This is a genomic window from Comamonas sp. 4034 (genome assembly GCF_050434545.1).
Classification (GTDB): Bacteria; Pseudomonadota; Gammaproteobacteria; order Burkholderiales; family Burkholderiaceae_C; genus Comamonas; species Comamonas odontotermitis.
In genome coordinates this window covers 358930-380218 of record NZ_JBNDIT010000001.1, presented here as the reverse complement: position 1 = coordinate 380218, position 21289 = coordinate 358930, and the positions used below count along the sequence as shown (strand labels likewise).

20 protein-coding genes are annotated in these 21289 nt (G+C 63.6%); 5 read left to right on the top strand and 15 right to left on the bottom strand.

What is annotated here, in order from left to right; all coding sequences use genetic code 11:
• Positions 1 to 322: 322 nt before the first annotated feature.
• Complete coding sequence (locus tag ABIE32_RS01695) at positions 323 to 3001, top strand: transglycosylase domain-containing protein (protein WP_429013236.1); 2679 nt, start codon at positions 323 to 325, stop codon at positions 2999 to 3001.
• Positions 3002 to 3094: 93 nt separating this feature from the next.
• Here ABIE32_RS01695 and ABIE32_RS01690 read toward each other — a convergent pair whose 3' ends face one another.
• The 5 genes from ABIE32_RS01690 to ABIE32_RS01670 all read right to left on the bottom strand — a co-directional run bounded on the left by ABIE32_RS01690 (position 3095) and on the right by ABIE32_RS01670 (position 9481).
• Positions 3095 to 3937 carry a siderophore-interacting protein gene (locus tag ABIE32_RS01690; protein WP_429013233.1) on the bottom strand — a complete coding sequence of 281 codons (843 nt, stop codon included), beginning with the start codon at positions 3935 to 3937 and terminating at the stop codon, positions 3095 to 3097.
• Positions 3938 to 4125: 188 nt separating this feature from the next.
• Positions 4126 to 5841: an FAD-dependent oxidoreductase gene (locus ABIE32_RS01685; RefSeq protein ID WP_429013619.1), complete on the bottom strand. Its 1716-nt coding sequence runs from the start codon at positions 5839 to 5841 to the stop codon at positions 4126 to 4128.
• 52 nt (positions 5842 to 5893) lie between these two features.
• Positions 5894 to 7381 carry a polyamine aminopropyltransferase gene (locus ABIE32_RS01680; RefSeq protein WP_224152852.1) on the bottom strand — a complete coding sequence of 496 codons (1488 nt, stop codon included), beginning with the start codon at positions 7379 to 7381 and terminating at the stop codon, positions 5894 to 5896.
• A 224-nt stretch (positions 7382 to 7605) separates the two neighbouring features.
• Complete coding sequence (locus tag ABIE32_RS01675; protein ID WP_429013230.1) at positions 7606 to 7824, bottom strand: DUF350 domain-containing protein; 219 nt, start codon at positions 7822 to 7824, stop codon at positions 7606 to 7608.
• 103 nt (positions 7825 to 7927) lie between these two features.
• Complete coding sequence (locus ABIE32_RS01670; RefSeq protein WP_429013227.1) at positions 7928 to 9481, bottom strand: DUF4178 domain-containing protein; 1554 nt, start codon at positions 9479 to 9481, stop codon at positions 7928 to 7930.
• A 208-nt stretch (positions 9482 to 9689) separates the two neighbouring features.
• Between ABIE32_RS01670 and ABIE32_RS01665 the strand changes: the two genes are divergently transcribed.
• Both ABIE32_RS01665 and ABIE32_RS01660 read left to right on the top strand, forming a co-directional pair.
• Entirely contained in the window at positions 9690 to 9947 is a 258-nt protein-coding gene (locus tag ABIE32_RS01665; RefSeq protein ID WP_377779691.1) for a DUF2061 domain-containing protein, read from the top strand.
• Between the two features lie 189 nt (positions 9948 to 10136).
• On the top strand, positions 10137 to 10424 hold the full coding sequence (locus ABIE32_RS01660) for a hypothetical protein (RefSeq protein WP_377779690.1): 288 nt from the start codon (positions 10137 to 10139) through the stop codon (positions 10422 to 10424).
• 13 nt (positions 10425 to 10437) lie between these two features.
• Here the strand turns inward: ABIE32_RS01660 and ABIE32_RS01655 are convergent, their stop codons facing one another.
• From ABIE32_RS01655 to ABIE32_RS01615, 9 genes are all read right to left on the bottom strand, one after another.
• On the bottom strand, positions 10438 to 11430 hold the full coding sequence (locus tag ABIE32_RS01655; RefSeq protein ID WP_377779689.1) for a 2-hydroxyacid dehydrogenase: 993 nt from the start codon (positions 11428 to 11430) through the stop codon (positions 10438 to 10440).
• Between the two features lie 26 nt (positions 11431 to 11456).
• Positions 11457 to 12407 carry a sugar kinase gene (locus ABIE32_RS01650; RefSeq protein WP_429013224.1) on the bottom strand — a complete coding sequence of 317 codons (951 nt, stop codon included), beginning with the start codon at positions 12405 to 12407 and terminating at the stop codon, positions 11457 to 11459.
• Between the two features lie 29 nt (positions 12408 to 12436).
• Entirely contained in the window at positions 12437 to 13243 is an 807-nt protein-coding gene (locus tag ABIE32_RS01645; RefSeq protein WP_429013221.1) for a sugar phosphate isomerase/epimerase family protein, read from the bottom strand.
• Between the two features lie 158 nt (positions 13244 to 13401).
• A complete protein-coding gene (locus tag ABIE32_RS01640) occupies positions 13402 to 14157 on the bottom strand; it encodes an amino acid ABC transporter ATP-binding protein (protein WP_429013218.1) in 756 nt (251 codons plus the stop codon).
• A gap of 52 nt (positions 14158 to 14209) precedes the next feature.
• Complete coding sequence (locus tag ABIE32_RS01635) at positions 14210 to 15007, bottom strand: transporter substrate-binding domain-containing protein (RefSeq protein WP_429013216.1); 798 nt, start codon at positions 15005 to 15007, stop codon at positions 14210 to 14212.
• A gap of 53 nt (positions 15008 to 15060) precedes the next feature.
• Positions 15061 to 15714, bottom strand: coding sequence for an amino acid ABC transporter permease (locus tag ABIE32_RS01630; protein ID WP_224150809.1), 654 nt, complete (start codon positions 15712 to 15714; stop codon positions 15061 to 15063).
• Between the two features lie 11 nt (positions 15715 to 15725).
• Positions 15726 to 16397, bottom strand: coding sequence for an amino acid ABC transporter permease (locus ABIE32_RS01625; RefSeq protein WP_429013214.1), 672 nt, complete (start codon positions 16395 to 16397; stop codon positions 15726 to 15728).
• Positions 16398 to 16512: 115 nt separating this feature from the next.
• Entirely contained in the window at positions 16513 to 17580 is a 1068-nt protein-coding gene (locus ABIE32_RS01620) for a LacI family DNA-binding transcriptional regulator (protein WP_429013211.1), read from the bottom strand.
• Positions 17581 to 17943: 363 nt separating this feature from the next.
• Positions 17944 to 18795 carry an arginase family protein gene (locus ABIE32_RS01615; RefSeq protein ID WP_429013208.1) on the bottom strand — a complete coding sequence of 284 codons (852 nt, stop codon included), beginning with the start codon at positions 18793 to 18795 and terminating at the stop codon, positions 17944 to 17946.
• A gap of 125 nt (positions 18796 to 18920) precedes the next feature.
• Here ABIE32_RS01615 and ABIE32_RS01610 point away from each other — a divergent pair, with 125 nt between their 5' ends.
• The gene (locus ABIE32_RS01610; protein WP_429013205.1) at positions 18921 to 19388 is read left to right on the top strand and encodes an Lrp/AsnC family transcriptional regulator; all 468 of its coding nucleotides are present in this window, start codon (positions 18921 to 18923) and stop codon (positions 19386 to 19388) included.
• 151 nt (positions 19389 to 19539) lie between these two features.
• Here the strand turns inward: ABIE32_RS01610 and ABIE32_RS01605 are convergent, their stop codons facing one another.
• Entirely contained in the window at positions 19540 to 20520 is a 981-nt protein-coding gene (locus ABIE32_RS01605; protein WP_429013203.1) for a LysR family transcriptional regulator, read from the bottom strand.
• Positions 20521 to 20651: 131 nt separating this feature from the next.
• Between ABIE32_RS01605 and ABIE32_RS01600 the strand changes: the two genes are divergently transcribed.
• The gene (locus ABIE32_RS01600) at positions 20652 to 21200 is read left to right on the top strand and encodes a cysteine hydrolase family protein (RefSeq protein ID WP_429013201.1); all 549 of its coding nucleotides are present in this window, start codon (positions 20652 to 20654) and stop codon (positions 21198 to 21200) included.
• Positions 21201 to 21289: the final 89 nt, after the last annotated feature.

The window sequence follows — 21289 nt, the reverse complement described above, 5'->3', positions numbered from 1 at the left end:
GCCCGCTGCCATGGCTTTTATGGCCAAACGTAAAGCCTTCGCGCTGCCGTTGCAACTGCATGGGCGGGCATTACAGAGTGTGCACCGCCAAAACAGTGGCGAAAAATGCCTTTGGTGTACAGAGGTAAAGCGCAGACAGCTATCAAAACAAGAGTAAGGGCGGGTAGATACCCCTTTGCGTGCCTGTTACAGCGCCTGCGGCAGTATTGGCACAGGGGGCTACCGTACCACTGCTCCTGCCCGACAATGTGCGATTCGCTTGCGGGCATGCGAGATTGAAGCACCCCGGCAAGCCCCGTTCTGCAGACGAGATACCCAGGCGATGCCTCTTTTTTCCGCACTCAAAAATACGGCCATCCGCGTGGCCCATGCCCTAGCTCCCCAAGCCGCCCGCTTGCGCGCCTGGGTGGCTTCCCGCAGCAGGAAGCAATGGCTGATGGCCGTATTGGCCCTGCCGGTGGCCCTGCTGCTGTACGTTCTGCTCCTGATACCGCTGACGCCGTCGATCAGCGATATCCAAAAAGCCAAGGTGGAGGCGCCCACGCAGCTGATGTCGGCAGACGGGAAAGTGCTGGCGCAGTACAAGCGGTCCAACCGCGAATGGGTGGCGCTCAAGGACATTTCGCCCAACGTCATCAACGCGCTCATCTCCACGGAAGATCACCGTTTCTACGAGCACGGGGCGCTGGACTGGCGCCGCACCTTCGGCTCGGTCATCCACACGGCGATGGGGCGGCCGCAGGGCGGATCGACGATTACCCAGCAATTGGCGCGCAACATGTTCCCCGAGGAGATCGGCCGCGCGCGCTCGCTCAACCGCAAGCTCAAGGAGGCGGTGACCGCCTACAAGATCGAATCGGCCTACACCAAGGACGAGATCCTGGAGACTTACCTGAACACCGTACCGTTTCTCTACAACGCGTTCGGTATCGAGATGGCGGCCCGCACCTACTTTGACAAACCGGCCAGCAAACTTAGCGTGATCGAGGCGGCAACCCTGGTGGGCATGCTCAAGGGCACCAGCTACTACAACCCGGTCAACAACCCAGAGCGTGCGGTATCGCGCCGCAACACCGTGCTGGCGCAGATGCACAAGCACGACAAGCTGAGCGACAAGGATTTCGAGGCGCTGAAAAAACGCCCTATCCAGCTCGATTTCGAGCGCCAGGACGAAGCTGTCGGCATGGCGCCGCACTTTGCCCAGGCGCTGCGCAAATGGCTCATCGACTGGGCCGACGCCAACGACTACAACCTCTATGCCGACGGCTTGGTGGTGCAGACCACCATCGACTCGCGCATCCAGCAGTGGGCCAACCAGGCCGTTGCCCGCCACGGCCGCCAGCTGCAGGTGACTGCCAACGGGCTGTGGAGCCCGCGCGCGGCCTTTTCGGCCAAGAACCCGCTGGTGCAAAGCTTTGTACGTGAAAGCAAGGCTTACCGCCAGGCGGTGGAGGGCGGCGAAGACAAGGACGAAGCCTTGAAGCGCCTGCTGGCCGACGCCGACTTCATGGCCGACCTGCGTCAGGACAAGGTGCGCGTGCAGGCCGGTTTCATGGCCATGGACCCGCGCAACGCCCATGTGCTGGCCTGGGTGGGCAGCCGAGACTTTGCCATCGACCCGTTTGACCATGTCTCCCAGGCGCGTCGCCAGCCCGGCTCCACCTTCAAGCCCTTTGTGTATGGCGCGGCCTTGCTGAACGGCGCCGTGCCCAGCGACCAATTGATGGACGAAGCGGTGGACATTGCCTTGCCCGGCGGCCAGCACTGGCGCCCCACCGATGGCGGCCCGCCCTCGAACCAGCCGATGACGCTGGCCGATGGCCTGGCCTATTCCAAGAACACCATCACCGCGCAGGTGATGGCCAAGGTCGGCCCCGCCAAGGTGGCCAAACTGGCCCGCGCGCTGGGCGTGCGCGACAGCAAGCTTGATGAGGTGATGTCGCTGGCGCTTGGCACCAGCCCCGTGACCCTGCAGGAAATGGTGACCAGCTATGCCACGCTGGCCAACGGCGGCGGTTACCGGGCCCCCGTCATGGTTACCCGCATCACCAACCGCGAAGGCAAGGTGCTGGCCGAGTTCGAGCCGCAGCCGACCGAGCTGGCACTTGACAGCGGTGTGACCTATGCGCTGGTGGACATGATGCGCGGCGTCATCAGCAAAGGCACTGGCAGAGGCGTGGCGCGCTACGGTGTAACAGGTGACTGGGCTGGCAAGACCGGCACCACACAGGACAACGCCGATGGCTGGTTCATGCTCATGCATTCCGACCTCGTGGCCGGGGCCTGGGTCGGCTTCAACGACAGCCGCGTCACCTTGAACGACTACTGGGGCCAAGGCGCGCACAGCGCACTGCCCATCGTGGCCGATATTGCCGCTGCCGCGCAGCGAACCAAACTGGTCGATGCCGCAGCCCGCTTTGAGCAGCCAGCCGAGAACAACACCTTTGTACAGCGCCTGCGCAGCTGGATGCTGGGCTTTGGCACCAGCAAGGAGCCGGTGGACCCCTTCGAGCAGCCTCCCGCCGTGCAAGGCCCTGCAAACAACGGTGGCGACCACCGCCCGCCTGTGGTGGACGACCCGGAAGCGCGCCCTATTGGCACGCCTGCCCAGCCCGACTACGGCACTCGGGGCCCCAGCGGCGAAGGCGATTACCCCGCCTTCAATGGCGAAGTGGTGCAGCCCCAGGCGCCTCGCCCCAATGACCCAGTACGCCCCCAACCGGGTGTAGTGGTACCCGGGCCGGGTGCGGCGGGAGGAAGTGACGGTGCCCAGGCGGCTCCTGCTCCTTCGCTCGGCGGCACGGCCCCTGCCCCGCGCGGCAACCCGCCGCCCATCGAGCGCGGCGTGGTCGTGTCTCCCGTCAACTCCGGGGTGCCCGCGCAGCAGCCTTCGGCAGGCGGCGATGTGGTGTGGCGCCGCGCTACGCCCGCGTCGGCACAACCGCTTCCCCAGTCTCAGACGGGCGAGGCCGGTATTTCTGCGGGCGAAGTGGTTCGCTAGGGCGTCTGCGGAGGCATTTGCCGGGGTGCTGGCGCATCGCCCGGTGTCTTGAGCCCAGCGCCGGGGCTACGCCCCTTGCGTGAGGTTCTCTGCTTATTCCTCGATCACCTCATGCACACCCTGGCTGCCGCGCTTCCAGTAGGCGGCCGCCTTGGTCCATTTGGGGTGGGCAGCGTACCGGGTGACGAGCGCGTGGCGCAGCGTCTTGGCAGCCGCGGACTCCAGTGCCACCCAGCAGTAATAGTCGCCTGCAGGTGCATTCAGCTGCGACAGGGCTTGCAAAATGCCTTCCGCGTCGCCCGCAGGGCGGCCATTGCGGTGTACCCAGTGAATCTGCGCCTGGGCCGCACTGGGCAGGTCCTGCTCGTCGGCGGCGCTGTCCACTTCCACCACCGCAACCACGCGCGTGCCTGCGGGCAGCTCCTGCAGGCGGCGGGCAATGGCGGGCAGGGCGGTGTCGTCGCCAATCAGCAGGTGGCCGTCAAACGCAGCCGGAATGATGAAAGAGCCGCGTGGCCCGGCAATGCCCAACTGCTGGCCAGGGCTGGCCTGCAGCGCCCACGCAGTGGCGGGGCCTGCCTCATGCACGGCAAAGTCGATGGACAGCTGCTGGGCATCCGCGTCATACGAATGCGGCGTGTAATCGCGCATCGAGGCGCGCAACGCCGGGGGCAGGCCGTCGGATTCCATGGGCGGCACCTGCAACTGGCCGCTGGCATCGGGAAAAAGCAGCTTCACGTGGTCGTCAAAGCCCTGGCTGGCAAACCCGGCCAGATCGCTGCCCTGGAGGGTGATGCGCAGCATGTGTGGCGTGATGCGACGAACGGATTGAACCGTGGTGCGGCGCAGTTGAATGTCATGGCGCACGCGCTGCGGCGCACGGGCAGTCATCAGCTCGGCAGAAGACGGGGTAGGCAGGCTCAGTTGCAAGGTCATGGACAGCTCATTGGGTAATTAAGATATATCTTAATAATAAATGAGAATTATTCTTGATGTCGAGAGGGCTGCGCTCTCCCTATCAAGTTGATGGTTTTTCCAAATCATTTTGGTCTGGGCGGGCAATGCGGAGTGCCGCACGCTCTCAAAACCCGTTTCGCAGCCCCTGGGCAACCTTTGGGCAATCCCTAGGCCGCCGCCAACCCCGCATACCACCCGCGCGTGAAAGCCTCTTCAAACACCGAGTAGCCCGACCAGTCGCTGTGGGCGAAGTGCAGGCGGGTGGTGCCGGGGGTGGGGTACTTTGAATTTGATAGCGAATGGCGCGCGCCTGTTGTGCGCCAGTGGCCGATCTGGCTCAAAACGGTTTGCGCGCCGGGCTTGGGGATAGCCATGGCGTGGCCGTAGCGCATCACGTCAATGCGAGTGGCTTTTTCGTAGATGTCGGCATGCGCGCGGGCCAGGGTGGCGAGGGTCTGGTCGCGCACGTTTTCCCATGGTGCATCCAGCAGTTGCTGGCGCGCGGCGCGCGGGGTGTCTGCGGCTGCCATGCCGCCCAGGGCGCGGTAGCAGGTCAGTACCGTGGGCAGCTGCTGCAGGGCATTGAGGCGCTGGTGGCCGGCGTTGACGTAGCCGAGGCCACCGCGCGCCACATCGTCGTACAAAACATTGTCCCAGGCGAGTTCGGCGCCGGGGCGGTCGGCCAGCGGCTCGCGGATGTGGATGTTGGTGACGAGCCAGGGCGCCCAGTCGAGCGCCTGCACGGCGGCGTGCAGAAAATCTGGCGCATTCCGCACCACGCGCGCGGCGATGAAGGTGGGCAGCGCCACGATGCAGTGCGCGGCCTGCCAGCGCTCGATGCTCTGCGTGGCGCTGTTGTAGCTGTCGATGGTGACGCCGCCAGGTTCTTCGGCAATGCGCAGCACGGTATGGCCCGTGTGCAGCCAGCCCGATTGCGCTGCGGGCGCTGCCAGTTGCTCGGCCAGCCAGCCGTTGCCCTGCGGCCAGGTGAGCACGGCGTCGTGCTGCTCTTCGGTGGCCGCATCTGCGGGGCTGGGGGCCTGAAAGCCATGGCGGCTGGCAAAGTAGTGCAGGCCGGCCCAGGCGGAGACATGGCTGCAGCCTGCACCGAAGTCGTCCAGGCAGGCGTAGTCGAGGTACCAGCGCAGGTGGGCGTCGTCCAATTGGTGCTGGGCGAGCCAAGTGTCAAAAGTAATAGCGTCCAGCGCTTGATGGGCGGGCGTCAGGCCTTGATTTTTTTGCCAGCTACGCGCGACCGGCATGGTGAAGCGCTGCGCCTGCATGGCACTGGCCACCAGTTGCGCAAAGCGCTGGTACTGGGCCAGGGTGCTGGCGGGCACTTCGTGGGTGGGCAGCAGGCCCTCGACCCATTCGCCATGGATGAACAGGCGCTCCTGCGGGCTGAAGCACAGGTATTCGTCGCGGTACTGCCAGCGGCCCGCCACACGTTCGCGCACCCCGAGTTCTTCGAGCAGATCCTGCACTTCGGGGGCATCGTCGCCGGGTACGGGCAGGTAGTGGGCGCCCAGCGGGCAGCGCAGGCCTTCCATGCTGCCGCCGCGGCTGTTGCCACCGGCAGTGTCTTCCAGCTCCAGCAGGGCCACGTCGCTCACGCCTGCATGGCGCAGCGCGCGCGCCGCCGACAGTGCGGCAATGCCGCCGCCCGCAATCAGCACCTGCACGCGGTGGGTGCGGCTGGGCGCGGGCAGGGGCAGGCCTTGCCGCAGGCGGTCGCGCATGGCATGGCCCCGGTCCCACGATTGGCCGATAAAGCCGCCGGTGATGTGGGTGGCGCTGGTGGAGGGCGCCTGGGGTTTGCAGCCTGGCAGGGCCGTGCTGGCCGCCAGTGCGGCGGCGCCTTTCAACACGGTGCGGCGTTGCATGGCTGTCATACGGGCCATCCGCCCCGCAGCGCCTCAAGGGGGTGTTCCACCATCAATGCGCCACCTTCCCCCATTCGCGCTCGTAGGTGTGTACCAGTACCTGGTTGGAGAGGCGGTTGACTTCGGTCGGCACACGCGCCATGTCGGGCGGAAAATCGAACAGCAGTGGCAGGCTGGGCAGGCTCAAAAAGCGCATGCCGACGGGCAGGGTAGAGGGCAGGCTCCAGGGGCGGCGGCTGGCGATTACGAAGCCCCATTCGCCAAAGCTGGGCACATGGGCGTGGTAAGGCGTGGCTGTCAGGCCCACCGATTCGACGGTGTTCACCACAGTCCAGAAGCTCTGGCGCGCAATCAGTGGCGAGGTGGTCTGGATGACTGCAAAACCGCTGGCGGCCAGGTGCTGGCTGAGCATGGAGTAGAAGCTGTTGGTGAACAGCTTGCCCACGGCAAAGTTGGTGGGATCGGGAAAGTCCACGATGATGACGTCAAATACCTCTTCGGTCTGCTGCGCCCACTGAAAGGCGTCGGTGTTGATGATGGTGACCTTGGGGTTGTTCAGCGCATTGCTGTTGAGTGCCTGCATGCTGGGCACGTTCTTGAACAGGTCGGTCATGGCCGGATCCAGCTCCACCAGGGTCACCGATTCGACAGAGGGGTACTTGAGTACTTCGCGCACGGCCATGCCGTCGCCGCCGCCCAGCACCGCCACCTTGCGCGGCGCGCCAAAACGGCTCATCACGGGGTGCACCAGGGCTTCGTGATAGCGGTATTCGTCGCTCTGCGCAAACTGGAGGTTGCCGTTGAGGTACAGGCGGGTGCCGCGCTTGCCCTGGGTGACGACGATGCGCTGGTAGGGCGTGCTGCGCGCCAGCACGATGGGTTCCTGGTAGAAGTGATCTTCGGTGAGCGAGGTGATCTTGTCCGCACCCGCCAGGCCGCCGATCAGCGCGCCGATCACCAGCAGGCACGCCAGCACATGGCTGGCAAAGCGGCGCAGCTCATCCTTGAAGAGAAACAGCGCCCACACAGCCACCAGCGCATTCAGCAGGCCGAACACCAGGCCGGTACGGATCAGCCCCAGGTGCGGCACCAGCAGCAGCGGAAACGCCAGCGACACGGCCAGCGCGCCCAGATAGTCAAAGGTCAGCACCTTGGAGACGAGATCGCGCAGCACCACGTTGCGCTTCAAGATGCGCATGACCAGCGGAATCTCCAGCCCCACGAGCGTACCCACCACGAGCACCGTGCCGTACAGCATCCAGTGGAAAGCCGTGGGCACGTAGGCGTTGACGAGCGAAAGCACGGCGGGCAGCGCGCCGCCCACCAGGGCCACCATCAGCTCGATGCGCAGAAAGTGCGCCGGCAGCTCGCGCACCAGGTAGCGCGAGAGCCACGAGCCGATGCCCATGGCAAACAGGTAGGTGCCGATGATGGTGGAGAACTGCAGCACCGAATCGCCCAGCAGGTAAGACGCCAGCGCGGCGGCAGCCAGCTCGTACAGCAGGCCGCAGGCTGCGACGACGAACACGCTGAACAGCATGGCGATTTCCAGCGGGCTGGCGCGGCGGGGCAAATCCTGCGGATTGGCAGCGATGCCGGGGCCGAAGTCCAGCGCGTCGTGCGGGTCGGTAGCGGCGGTTTCGGCGGGGGGCGAAGAAGACACGGGGCGAGATGCCTGCGGGCTGCAGGGATAGAGGTCGAAATAGCCAGTGGCGCCCTACTAGAAAGCGCCTATAGCTATTTATTTAATAGTAAATATGGCGGCTAGCCGATGGCTGCCGCCACGATGATGCTGATGCCCAGGCACATGGCAGCTACCACCACGCCCAGGGCGAGGTTCTGCTTTTCGACAATCTCGCCCCACATGTCCACCGGGGTGAGCTTGTCGATGATGAGAAAGCAGATCCAGAACACCAGCACGCCCACCAGGGCAAACAGGATGGAGCCAAAGAACGCATTTGGGTGAAACCAATCGAGATTCATCACAACACTCCTCTATCAAGGCAGGCTACGCGCACCAGGGCGCTGCTTGCCGGTATCAAAACCAAGGGCACGCCCGCCCGGTAACGGGCTTGGGCGCGCCCCGCTATTTGTGGCTTCCGCCAGAGCTGTAGCCGCCCCACGATCCGCCCGAAGACCTGCTGCTGCCCGTGCTGCACTTGCTGACGTAGGTGGGGTCGGCCGCCAGCTTGCGCCGCTCGTCGGCGGCGTTGCAGCCGCTGGGCCATAGCCAGATCAGCAGAAAGAACAGAATGACCAGGCCGATGATGATCGGCATGCAGCCGAGCTTGGGCATGGAAAACGAGCTGCTCGTCGGCTTGAACAGCGCCAGCTGGTCGGTCATGCCGAAGGCGGCTGCCACGGTCTCGGGTGCCAGCTTGCGGCCCATCGACCAGTTCACCTCGCGCCGGCCCTGCTCCAGGTTGAGCAGCTGCACGCCATCCTGGCCGCGCGCGAAGTCCACATTGTCGGTCTTGTCGCCGCGCACCACCGGCCAGTAGAACTCGCCCTGCACATAAGTGGTTTCCGCCAGGTAGCTGTACTGCTTTTCGTAGGTCTGCTTGTTCCAGGTGGCGGTGCTGGCGCCTGCACGGTAGTTGGGCGCGCCCGTCAGGGTCTTGACCAGGCTCCAGCCGTCGCTGCTGTTCACCAGAAACTGGAAACCCTGCTTGCTGTGGTAGAGCAGGTACTCGTCCCAGCCAAAGTATTCGTCGTCGCCCGGCTCCACGCCCATGCGGTGCTGAAAACCCACCACCTGCCATTTGCTGCCCGCAAAGGTGCCTATCTTGCCCAGCGGGATGAGCGGCTGCACCGGCTCGTCCTGCAGCGCAGCGCGCAGCTCGCCGCCAATGCCCTGCGACACATCGATGATGCTGCCGCAGCTCGGGCAGGTGAGGCTCTGCGTGGTTTGCAGCTTGATCTCGACCCGCGCCGCGCAGCGCGGGCAGTTGAAGTGCCGCCCCTTGTCCTTCTTGGCCGAGGTGTCCTTGAGCCCGGCAATCTTCAGATCTGTCAGCCTGACCGGCTCGCCCAGGTAGATGGAGGGCGGTGCTTCGCTGTAGTCGATGGACAGCACGCGGTCGTCCTGCGAGCGAAGCTCCACCACGGTAAAGGGCTTGCCCAGCTCTGGCTTTTTGGGCATTTCGCCCTCGGCGGCCATCAACTGGGCGTGCACCACGCTGGTCACGCTGTACTGCACGCCGCTGATGGCCACGTTCTGGCCCGGGCGCCAGCGGCTCTCGTCGGGCAGGTTGCGCGCGGGAACGTCGCTGGCGCGGGCGAGCACAAACTGGCCGTTGTCCTCGCTCACCACGGCCATCTCGTTTCCGTCGGTCAGCGCCAGCCATTCGTTCCAGCTTCCGGTATCGCCCTTGTACTGCAGCCGCCCGATCAGGCGAAAGCCTTCGGGCTTGCCGTCCTTGCCCTTCTGGAACTGGCCGGTCTGGCCCAGCTTCAGGGGGCTGTAGTCGTTGAAGATTTCGGCCATCTTGCCGATGCGCTGGAGCACATCGCCTTCGCGGACGATGGAGCTTTGGCAGTACGGGCATACCGCGTAGGCCGCTTGCGCGCTGGCAAATTCGACAGGTGCGCCACAACCCGGGCAGGGTGCGGTGTAGCTGCGTTGCTGGTCCGTGGTCATGGCTTGTTGTGTATGTGGTGCGCGCAATGGATCTATTGCAGCAGGCCCCTGTCCCTCACAGGGCTGGCCGGCTGCCGAGCATCATAGCGGTATTGCGACCGCCATAAGGTCCGGCTATGCGCGCCGTAGCCATGATTCATTGGACTGTGCAAATAAGAATAATTATCATCAAAAAACACTGATAGCCCACCCATCCAGAAAGCACGCCATGTCCAAGTTCCGCAGCCTCCTCCACAACAACCGCCAGACGCTCAGCAAGACCGCCAGCTATTACGTCATCCATATCACGGTGGCGGCCATGGTGGCCTATGCCGTCACCGGCAACCTGATTGCGTCGCTCACACTCAGTCTGCTCGAACCCACGGTACAGGCGTTTGCCTTCTTCTTTCACGAAAAGGCCTGGCAGCGCTGGAATGCCCGCAAGCAGGCCGCAGCCACCAACGCAGGGCTGTCCCATGCGGCGTAAGCAGGCACCTGCAGGCGGGCAGCCAGCCTGGCGGGCGTGGGCGCTGCAACGGCTGGCGGTTATGGCACAGGTGGCGTAGGGGATTGGGGCCGCATGCGAGCGGCTCCCGGATACCTTTGTTTGCAGCTGCTGGTCCGGGGTTTGTGCGACAGTTGCGCATCTGCCATGAACTCGATCCAAGGAAACCCCATGCGTGCGACATCCCTTCGTCTGGGCGGCCTGGCTGCCGCCTGCGCTCTGGTGCTGGCGCTTTCGGGCTGCGATGTGGTGGGCCCGATCAGCAGCAACGCCGTCCTGTCGGACCAGGCCATTGCCGACAGGACGGCCGATTATTTCAGCAGCACCGAGGCGCATGTACAGGTGTTTGGCTTTGACCGCCGCCGTGAGTCAACGCGCTACCAGGCCACATTTCAGGGCAACAAGTACAACTGCAGCATCTACATGAACCAGGTGCGCTGCGACCCTGCGGGGCAGTAAGCGCTGTTCGGATTCAGGCTTTGCCCAAATCAAACCATCCTGCGGGCTTTTCACCCTCCAGCACCTGTAGCAGATTCGTCACCGCCATCTCTGCCATCGCGTAGCGCGTTTCGTGGGTGGCCGAGCCGATGTGCGGCAGCGCCACCACCTTGGGGTGGGTGCGCAGGGGCGATTCCACCGGCAGCGGCTCGGTGGCGAATACGTCCAGGCCTGCGGCGCGGATCTGGTCGGCATCCAGCGCGTGCAGCAGGGCGGCTTCGTCGATGATGGCGCCGCGAGAGCCGTTGATGACGATGGCGCCGGGCTTCATCAGTGCAAAGGCGTCGGCGTTCAGCAGGTGGCGGGTCTCTGGGGTGGAGGGCAGCATCGAGACGATGAAATCGGCCTCGCGCAGCAGTGCCTCGCGCTCCACAAAGCGCACATGGCCGGCGAGGGCGCCCAGCTCGGCTTCGGGTACGGTGCTGCGGTTGTTGTAGATGACGGGCATGCCAAAGCCCAGCGCCGCGCGGCGGGCCAGGGCCAGGCCAATGCGGCCCATGCCCAGAATACCCACGGTCTTGCCATGCACGTCCCAGCCAAACAGGTCTTCGCCGATATTGCGCTGCCACTGCCCCGAGCGCACGAACAGCGCCAACTCGGGAATGCGGCGGCTGGTGGCCATCAGCAGCGCGAAGATGGTGTCGGCGGTGGTCTCGGTGAGCACGCCCGGCGTGTGGCACAGCGCAATGCCGCGTTGCTGCAGGCTGGCCAGGGGGTAGTTGTCCACACCCACCGAGATGCTGGAGATGGCCTGCAGATGCGGCGCGCTGTCGAGCAGGGCGTCGGTGATGGGGTAGCTGGAGCCGATCAGCGCCTCGGCCTGCGGCAGGGCGTCAAAAAAGGCATCGCGCTCGCCCGGTACGCGCGGGTTGGCAACCGTCACCGCATGCGCGGCTTGCAGGCGGGCGAGCTGGTCGTCGGGCAGTTCGCGGAAAACCAGTACCTGGCGGCGTGTGGATGGGGTCATGGCAGCTCCTGGGCGTCGGAATGGGTTCAGTAGCCAGCGGCTGTCAACGCGGCGCGGGTGGGCAGGCCCTCCGAATCACCGAGCACCTGCACCTGCAGCGCGCCAATCCAGCAGCCGCGCTTGACGGCTTGCGGCACGGTGCGGCCATCGAGCAGACCGCTGATCACCCCCACGGCAAAGGCATCGCCCGCGCCCACGGTGTCCACCACCTTGTCGACCGGGCAACCTTCCACATAGCCGGTACCTGCTTTCGCATCATCAAAGTAAGCGCCCGCTTCGCCGAGTTTGACGACGACGAGGCGTGCGCCCTGGCTGCGGTAGAACTGTGCAATGGCTTCGGGCGTCTTGTGGCCGGTGAGCAGCTCGCCTTCGGCCAGGCCCGGAAAGACCCAGTCGGCCCCTGCAGCCAGTGCATTGATCTCGCGGCGCATCGTGGCTTCGTCCTTCCATAGCGTGGGGCGCAGGTTGGGATCGAACGAGATGGTGCTGCCAGATGCGCGCGCAACTTCCAGCGTGCGCTTGGCCGTGGCCAGGCTGGTATCGGAGATGGCGGCAAACACGCCGGTGGCATGCAGGTGGCGCGCTGCGGCAAGCCAGGGCTCGTCGATGCCCGCAGGCGTCATCAGGCTCGCGGCCGAGCCCTTGCGGTGGTATTCCACCTGCGGGTCGCTGCCGTCGTCGGTGCGGCCCTTGATCTGAAAGCCGGTTTTCTGCGCAGGGTCCAGCACCACATGTTCGCAATGCACACCTTCGCCCTTCATCTGGTTGATGAGGTAGCGGGCCATCGAGTCTGCGCCCAGGCGGCTGGCCCAGTGGGTGTTGAAACCCAGGCGTGCCAGCCCGGTGGCAACATTGATCTCGGCGCCTGCAATGCGCTTGGTAAAGAACTCGGCCTGCTCCAGCGGGCCAGGGCGGTCGGCAATCAGCAGCATCATGGCTTCGCCGAAGGTCGCGATGTCGAAGGTTTTGGTGGTCATGGCCGTGTCTCTTGTGGTTTTTTCGCGGTTCAGTGGTTTTGCAGGGCAGTGGCGTCGCGCAGCACGGCCAACTCGTGCCGGGTGACGGCCTGCAGGTCGTCGCCGATCAGCGGGTATTCGATGGCGCGCGGCACGTCGCCGGGCAGGGCGCGCAGAATGGCGCGCCAGGCGGCGGCTGATTCGGCCAGCGGCACGGCCACCCATTTCGCAGGCAGGCGCTGCACGCCCTTGGCATGCACATAGGCCACGCGGCTGGCAAACAGCTGGGCGGCCTGCAAGGCGCATTCGCCCAGGTAGTGCCAGTTGCCCATGTCAAAAGTCATGGGCAGGGATAGGCCCGCCGCATCGGCAGCGGCAAAAAAGCGCTGCAAGGCCTGCACGGTGCCCGCGCCCACGGTCTGGTCGTTCTCGATCAGCAAGGTGATGCCAGCCTCTGCAATGGCGGTTTTGAGCGCGGCAAACCCGGTGGCCGAATGCGCCACCGATTGCCGGGCAAAGCCGCCAATCGACATCTTGAGCCAGCTGGCGCCCAGGGTCTGGGCGGCCGCAATGGCGTGCTGCAGCACGGCGGTATCGAGTGCGCCGTCCATCGCAAACAACGGCTGCGGGCAGGAGTAGACGACGTCCAGGCCCTGCGCACGCACATAGGCAGCAATGGCGGGCAGCTCGTCAGCGGCGTCGATCAGCAGCTCTTCGCGTACCTCCACCCCGCTCGCCCCAGCGGCGTGGGAGAGCCGGGCAAAGTACAGCTGGCCGTGGCGGCGCACTTCGGCATTGCCGAATGAGGTGAGGGAGATGAGGGCTGGCGCGCCAGCGTTGTGCACAGACAAGGCCATGGTTTTTGGTGATTTTTGCCGTTTGCGCCCGTCCATCAAGCGCTAGCAGCTATCTATAAGTGAGCAAACAGTCGGCAGAAACTTCGCACGTTCTCAGGCACTGGCGTGGCCCATCGGCGCACACCGGGCAAGGGCGCCCCGCAGCGCCACAGGGGGTGTCAATGGTTGCTGAGGATCTGGCCCAGGAACTGCTGGGTCTTGGGGTGCTTGGGGTTGTCAAAGAACTCGGTGGGCGGGCCCTGCTCGATGATCTTGCCGTCGGCCATGAAGATCACGCGGTCGGCCACGCTGCGGGCAAAGCCCATTTCGTGGGTGACGCACAGCATGGTCATGCCGTCGTCGGCCAGGCCGATCATGGTGTCGAGCACTTCCTTGACCATTTCGGGGTCGAGCGCCGAGGTGGGTTCGTCAAACAGCATGATCTTGGGCGCCATGCACAGCGCGCGGGCAATTGCCACACGCTGCTGCTGGCCGCCCGAGAGCTGGCTGGGGTACTTGCCTGCCTGGTCGGGGATGCGCACGCGCGTGAGGTATTTCATCGCGCGCTCCTGCGCCTCTTCCTTGGAAAGGCCGCGCGAGCGCATCGGCGCCAGCATGCAGTTTTCCAGAATGGTCAGGTGTGGAAACAGGTTGAACTGCTGGAACACCATGCCCACTTCCTTGCGGACGGTGTCGATCGCCTTGCTGTCGCCGGTCAGGTCGGTGCCGTCAACGGTGATCCGGCCCTTCTGGATGGCTTCGAGCCGGTTGATGCAGCGGATCATCGTCGATTTGCCCGACCCAGAAGGCCCGCAGATGACGATACGTTCCCCGGCGCGCACGTCGAGGTTGATATCGGTCAACACCTGAAAGTTGCCATACCATTTCTCCACGCCTTGCAGGCGAATGATGGGCTGGTCAGCAGGGGTGGTCATGGTCTAGCTCCGCGGGGTATTTCAGTTCAAATCAGGCAGACGGCAGGCGTGCTCAATCCAGTTTCGGCAGATCGGCGCCCAGCCACTTCTGGTACAGCTTGTTCAGCTCGCCGTTGGCGGTGTTCCTGGCGATGAAATCGTTGACGGCATTGGCCACTTCGTCCTGGCCGGGGCGCAGGGCAACGGCCATGTTCTGCTGCAGCAGCTGGAACTTGCTTTCAAACTGGCCAGCAGGCGCGCGCTTGGCGATCTGGGCCGCCACGGTGATGGAGCAGCCAATGGCATCCACCTGGCCGGACAGCAGCGCCTGCATGGCCGAGGCATCGTCATCAAAGCGGCGGATCTGCGTGCCTTCCGGGGCCACCTTGGTCACGGCCACGTCCTGCGTCGAGGCACGGGCCACGCCCACGCGCAGGCCCTTGAGGTTTTCCGGGCCCTTGATGGCGGTCTTGGTGTTGCCGAACAGCACGATCGAGGCGGCCGAGTAGGGCTTGGAGAACAGCACCTGCTTGGCGCGCTCGGGCGTGATGGCCAGCGATGCAATCAGCATGTCGACCTTGTTGGTCAGCAGGAAGGGAATGCGGTTGGGGCCGGTCACGGGCACGATGTCGGCCGTCACGCCCCACTCCTTGGCCAGCAGCTTGGCCACATCGGCATCGTAGCCGTCAGGCTGGTTGCTGGTGTTCAGAATGCCGTAGGGAGGGAAATCCACCAGCATGCCGATGGTGATCTTGCCTTTTTTCTTGAGATCGGCCAGCGACTGCGCCGAAGCGCTGAGGGGCAGGAGGGCGCTGGCAGCCAGGGCGGCAGCGGCGGTGGTGAAAGTGCGGCGCGAGAGTTGCATGTTCATGTCTCCTATGGGTTGAATAACGCAACGGGAAAGGAAAAAAGGGGAAGGCAGAATCACCGGGCCAGAGCCTTGGCCTGGCGCTTTTCCAGGCGGCCAGCCCACAGCGACAGGGGCCAGCACAGAATGAAATAGACGGCGCCTACAACCCCGAACACCAGCATCGGCTGGAAGGTGGCGTTGTTGATGATCTGGCCGGCGCGCGTCACCTCGGTAAAGCCGATGATGGCGGCGAGCGACGTGCCCTTGATGATCTGCACGAGATAGCCCACGGTGGGCGCTACGGCAATCTTCATGGCCTGCGGCAACACCACGGCGCGCATGCGCCAGTAGTACGACAGGGACAGCGCATCGGCCGCTTCCCACTGGCCGCGCGGCACAGCCTGGATACAGCCGCGCCAGATTTCGCCCAGGAACGCGCCGCTGTTGAGAATCAGCGCGGCAGCGGCAGCCACCCAGGGGTTGATCTCAAAACCCAGGATCGGCGCACCGAAGAACACCAGAAACAGCTGCAGCAGCAGCGGCGTGCCCTGAAAAATCTGGGTAAAGAACGTGGCGACGCCGCGCGCCAGCCGGTTGTCAGACGTGCGCGAGAGCGCCACGATAAGGCCCACGAGTGCCCCACCGATGAAGGCGATGGCAGACAGCGCAACCGTCCACTTGGCCGCTTCCACGATGAACCACAGCTCAGACCAACCAAAAGTACGCATGTTTGTATTCCTCAGCGACGGTCGGGGTAGTTCAGGAACATCTGGTAGATGAGCTTGAACAGCAGGTTGAAGGCCAGCGACAGCGCCAGATAGATGATGGCGACGACGATGTACACCTCGAAACTGCGGAAGGTTTCGGACTGGATGTTGGCGGCGACCGAGGTCAGGTCATCCGCCGAGATCACCGACACCACGGCTGAGCTCAGCATCAGCAAAATGAACTGGCTGGTGAGCGCTGGGTAGATCGTCTTGAGCGCGGGCTTCAAGATGACGAAGCGAAAAATCTCCCAGCGCTTGAGATCCAGCGCCAGTCCTGCCTCGATCTGCCCCTTGGGAATCGACTCGATCCCGGCGCGGATGATCTCGGTCGCGTACGCGCCCAGGTTCACCACCATCGCCACGAGCGCGGCGGTCTGTGGCGACCAGCGCAGGCCGATGGCGGGCAGCGCAAAGAAGAAGAAAAACAGCTGCACCAGAAACGGCGTGTTGCGGATCAGCTCGATATAGGCGTTGATCACAAAGCGCAGCGGCGCCGGGCCCGAAGTCTTGCCCCAGGCGCAGACGATGGCCACCGCAAGACCTATGGCCATGGCCAGAAAGGACAACTGGATCGTGACCCAGGTGCCCTGCAAAAGCTGGGGCCAGGCGGCCAGCACCTGGTCGAATTGGAACGTGTAGTTCATGGCGATGCGACGCTTTGAAACCGGTTTCAGTGCGTGGAGTGTAATCGCAGGTTACGGTTTGGTTACTAGGGTTTCCCCTGGAATGCCTCGTAACAGTTTCAGAAGCTGATAAAAATCAACGATTTGGTGATGCAGTGGAGCCGCGCACAATGATGGTGCCCGGTAACTCGATCTTCCTCGCCGGGCTGTGCTGGCCCTGAATGCGCTCGATCAGGCACTGGGCGGCGGCCTGGCCCAGCGCATCGGTAGGCTGGGCCACCGTGGTGAGGCCCGGGCCCACCAGGGGTGCCCAGTCGGTTTCGTCAATGCCGATCACGCCCAGTTCCTGCCCGGGTACCCAGCCCAGCGCATGGATGGCGCTGGCCGCCCGCAGGCTGGCAACGCCATTGCCGGCCAGCACGGCAGGCTTGCGGCCTGCCTGCACAGCCGCCTTCTGCCATTGCGCCAGCTGCTGCTGCAGTTGCTGGCCATTGTGGGCCGTGCTCTCCCACACCGATCCCTGCAGTACCTTGCTAAGGCTTAAATAGCGCAAAAACGCCTGTTGACGAGCGGTACGGGAGCTGACGCCTGCAATCGGCTCGGTCACCAGCAGAACCTCGTCAAAGCCCTGGGCCTGCAGGTGGTCGAGCGCGAGCTGGATGACGCCGGGGTTGTCCACCGTCACGAAATCGGCATCCATGCCTTCCATGAAACGGTCCACCAGCACGATGGGTTTGCCGTGCAGCTGCGCGTCGTGCCACAGCTGGGCGCTGGTCTCGACGCGGTTGAGGATCATGCCGTCGAGCTGGTAGGCCGACAGCGCGTGCATGGCATCGCGCTCGCGGCCAGCCTCATTGCCCAGGTTGAACAGCACCAGCAGGTAGCCCGCAGCCTGGCAGGCCTTCTCGGCCCCCTGCAGCACCGCCACCGAGAACGGGTTGGTTACATCGGCCACCGCCAACCCGATGAGGCGCGTGCGCCCATGCTTGAGCGCCTGCGCCATGGGGCTGGGCCGGTAATTGAGCTGGGCAATCGCCTGCTGCACGCGCTCGGCCATGTCGGGTGCCAGGATGTCGGTGCGGCCATTGAGGTAGCGCGACACCGAAGCCTTGGATACCTGCGCCGCCTGCGCCACATCGGCAATCGTGGCACGGGCCTTGGGGCGGGGCGGAGGCGAAGCGGGGCGTTGCACGGAATCAGACACAGCGGTATCCAAAAAAACCATAGCTGCCAGCGCGCATCCTTATTGAATTTAAAGCCAGAAAACAGCCAAAACCCAACACCAGCAAGCGCCAACAGCTCCTAGATTGATAAACGGCCAAAACCCCGAAAAGGGACGGAGGGGCAACGGTGTATGCCTCGGCTGCGATAGTAGCGCCGAATAGGAGGCTCGGGGAGCGGCACGCGCATCAAAAGTGATGGGGTCTCATTGGTTTTGCCAAGTCCATCAATAGGCATAGGCTCATGCGCGGGCCCATGGTTGGCTTTGGCAGAGGGCGGCTTGCGACTCGCGGCAGACCGCTCAATGTCTGCCCGTAAATGGCTGTTATGCAGTGGAAGCGATCCCTCAAAGCACCGAAAATGCAGACGGATCTGGGCAACTACTCTGAAGCCTGCGAAAGAGTGGAACTAGGGCGCCTAGCAACTGGCGTGGCGACACTGGCTCTCCTCCGGGCTCCCAAGAGTTCTGGAATTCGGCAATCTCGACGCCTATCACTTTGCTATCTGCAATCGTGTTGCATGCGCTTCTCAGATCATCCAGCGAAAGTCCGCCTTCGTGCACGTAGTCGGTTGGCACGATGCCGGGGTTCAGAACGTCGCAATCCAGGTGAACGTACACGGGGCGTCCTGCAATGGCGGCGCGAAGTCTGGATTCAATATCCGGGCCAGGTCGAACGTGTGCAATGTTCCGCTGCTGCATGAGGTCAACTTCGAACGGATCCATGTCGCGCTGGCCGACAAGAACGACGTTCTTCAAGCTCAACCCATTGCCGAAGCCTGATTCCCAGAGGCCCAAAGAGGCGGATAGCGCCAAGCCGCCAAGGTAGCCGGTAGTCGTCGATTCTGGGGTATTGAGGTCAGCATGGGCGTCAAACCAAACGACGTATGCCTCTGGATGATGGAGTGCGACCATCGGCAGCGTCGCAATGGAGGCCGCGCATCGACTGGTTGCTGAGATCGCGCGATCTCCGCGCGAGTAAATGTTCTGGAATCGTGCCTGCAATTGCTGGAGTGCCGGTCGCGCTTGCATTAGCTCAATGTCCCAGTTGGCGTTGAGTGCGGGCTCCGGCCTACCGATCACAGTTGGTTCAATTCCGAGCAGATCGCTAATCGCCATGGCCAGTGACCGCGCTCCAAGCATAGCCAAATCGTTGTGATCACCAACGCGGCCTTCGAAGAGAGTGAGCTCAATGGTCATAGATTTCAGAGACAGGAGGAGACTAAATTTTATGCATGCTGTTTTGAATTTATTTTGCGAATCAATCGCTCTATTTAGCAGATTATGAAAAAATAATTCAAATAAAGTATTGAAGATGAATTTCTATGTCAAACGCTGAACTTGATGATGTCGACCGCTCAATCCTGCGCAGTTTGCAATCGGATGCAACACTAAGCAGCGCGACCCTCAGCGAAATGTTGTCGTTGACTGTCACAGCCTGTTGGCGCCGACGAAAGCGGCTTGAAGAACTCGGCTTCATTACCGGGGTGCGAGCCACCTTGGGTCGCAAAAAGCTTGGACTCGGTGTCCTGGCGTTCGTAGAAGTTCGGTTCGGCGATCAATCTGGGCAGGCGCCGGAGAATTTTGAACGTGCAATTCAAGGGCACGATGAAATCCTGTCCTGCCACGAGATAACTGGTAGCGCCGATTACATGCTGACCGTCGTCGCACGCGACCTCGAAAGCTATGGCCAATTCATCGAAAAAGTGGTCCGTCGACAGCCTGGCGTCATGGCAATCCAGTCGAGCCTGGCACTGCGGGAAGTGAAAGCCACGGCCAAGCTTCCTGTTTGAAGCACTGCGCAGTCCAAGATGCGCAATCAGCCTGTGGATAATTTTGTGCAATGTTCGGGCCGTTGCGGGATCAACTCCCTTTGATCTCCCTCGGAGAAAAAAATACACACCGGGAAGCGCACTTCTGTGGATAAGTTAATTTGATAGCAACTTACGCAGGCGTTGTGTGGGCCTGGAGCAGGCAGTCGATAAAGGCCTGCGCTACGCGGCTGGGGGCGGGCGAGAGGCGCCACATGGCGACGAATTGGCACTGGTAGTGGAAGCGGTCGGGGCCCACCGCCTGCATCAGGCCCTGCTCTTCAAACCGGGCGGCGTAGTGGTCGGGCAGAAAGCCCAAAAAACACCCGGACAGAATCAGGGTTGCAATCGATTCCTGGTCAAAACCCGTGGCGGCGCGGGGCAGGCGCACGCTGTGCGACAGCTCCATGTTGGGCGAGTGGTAGCCCAGTCCGGCAAAGGGGTAGTGGCGCAGGGCCTCCCAGTCGAGGCTGTCATGGGGCTTGTGCCACAGGTCATGCCCGGCGGCGCAGTACAGCTGCATGGTTTCGCCAAACAGGTCGCGGTACACCAGGCTGGCCGAGCTGCGGTGCGCGGGGATGATGCCAACATGAAAGCGCCCGTCCATCAGCCCGCGCTCGATGGCGTTGATGGAGCTGACATGCAGCTGCAGGTTCACATCGGGCGCCACCGTGCGAAACCGGGCAATCGCGCGGTGGATCTGCGCCTGCGGGTTGCTCACCGTCTTGTCGAACACGGCGATTTCCAGATTGCCGCCCATGCGCGCGTGGATGTCGTCGATGCGGCTGCGAAACAGATCAACCCCGCCTAGCAGCTGCAAGGTGGCCTCGTACACCTGGTTGCCTTCGGGGGTGAGCGCAAAGCCTGCGCGCCCGCGTCTGCACAGCACCATGCCCAGCCGGGTCTCCAGGTCTTTCATGTGGCGGCTGAGGGTGGAGGTGCCAATGTTCAGCTCCAGCTCGGCGGCCGACATGCCGCCGCATTCCACCACGCTCTTGAAGACCTGCAGCAGCCGCAGATCCATGTCGCTGAGCTGCCCAAGCACCGCGCGTGCGCGGCGCGCTGCTGCCGGTGGATGGGGCAGGGGGGCGGAAACAGGGGGGTTGGCGGCCATGTGCATAGCTTAGCGGCTTTGCGCCGGGGCAACAGCTTGCGGTGCAGGCCCGCGTCCATCCCGTCTGGCGAGGGGTTTACGGCGGATCCCTAGAATCCAGGCTGCTTGTACCACCCACCCATAGGAATGCCATGCCCCACACCGCCGTTCTCGTCATTGATGTGCAGCAAGGGCTGTGCGAAGGCCCCGGGGCTGCCTGGGATTGCGCAGGCCTGATTGCCCGCATCAACCAGGTAACCGCAGCGGCACGGGTGGCTGGCATGCCCGTCATCTGGGCGCAGCACGCAGAGCCGGGGCTTGAACCCGGCACGCCCGGCTGGCAGCTGGCGCAGGGCCTGCAGGTGGGGGGCGCCGATCTGCGCAGCAACAAGACCACGGGCGATGCCTTCTGGAAAACCGATCTGCTGCCTACGCTGCAGGGCCTGGGTGTGCAGGAACTGGTGATCTGCGGCATGCACACCGAGTACTGCGTGGATGTAACCACCCGCGCCGCGCTGCGCCATGGCTACCCGGTGGTGCTGGTGGAAGACGCACACACCACCTGCGGCAATGCCGCCGTTACCCCGCAGCAGGTGATTGCGCACCACAACATCACCCTCAGCACCACCAGCAGCTTTGGCCCGCGTGCGCGCCTGCAGACGACGCAGCAATGGGCGGATGGTGCAGTCAGAAATCGATAAAAATGCCTTTCAGCGCAAGCCAGTTAAGCGCATACAGCTATTAATTCAATAGTATTGAGGCGCCTGTCCGCTGCTGCCGTCACAGCCCT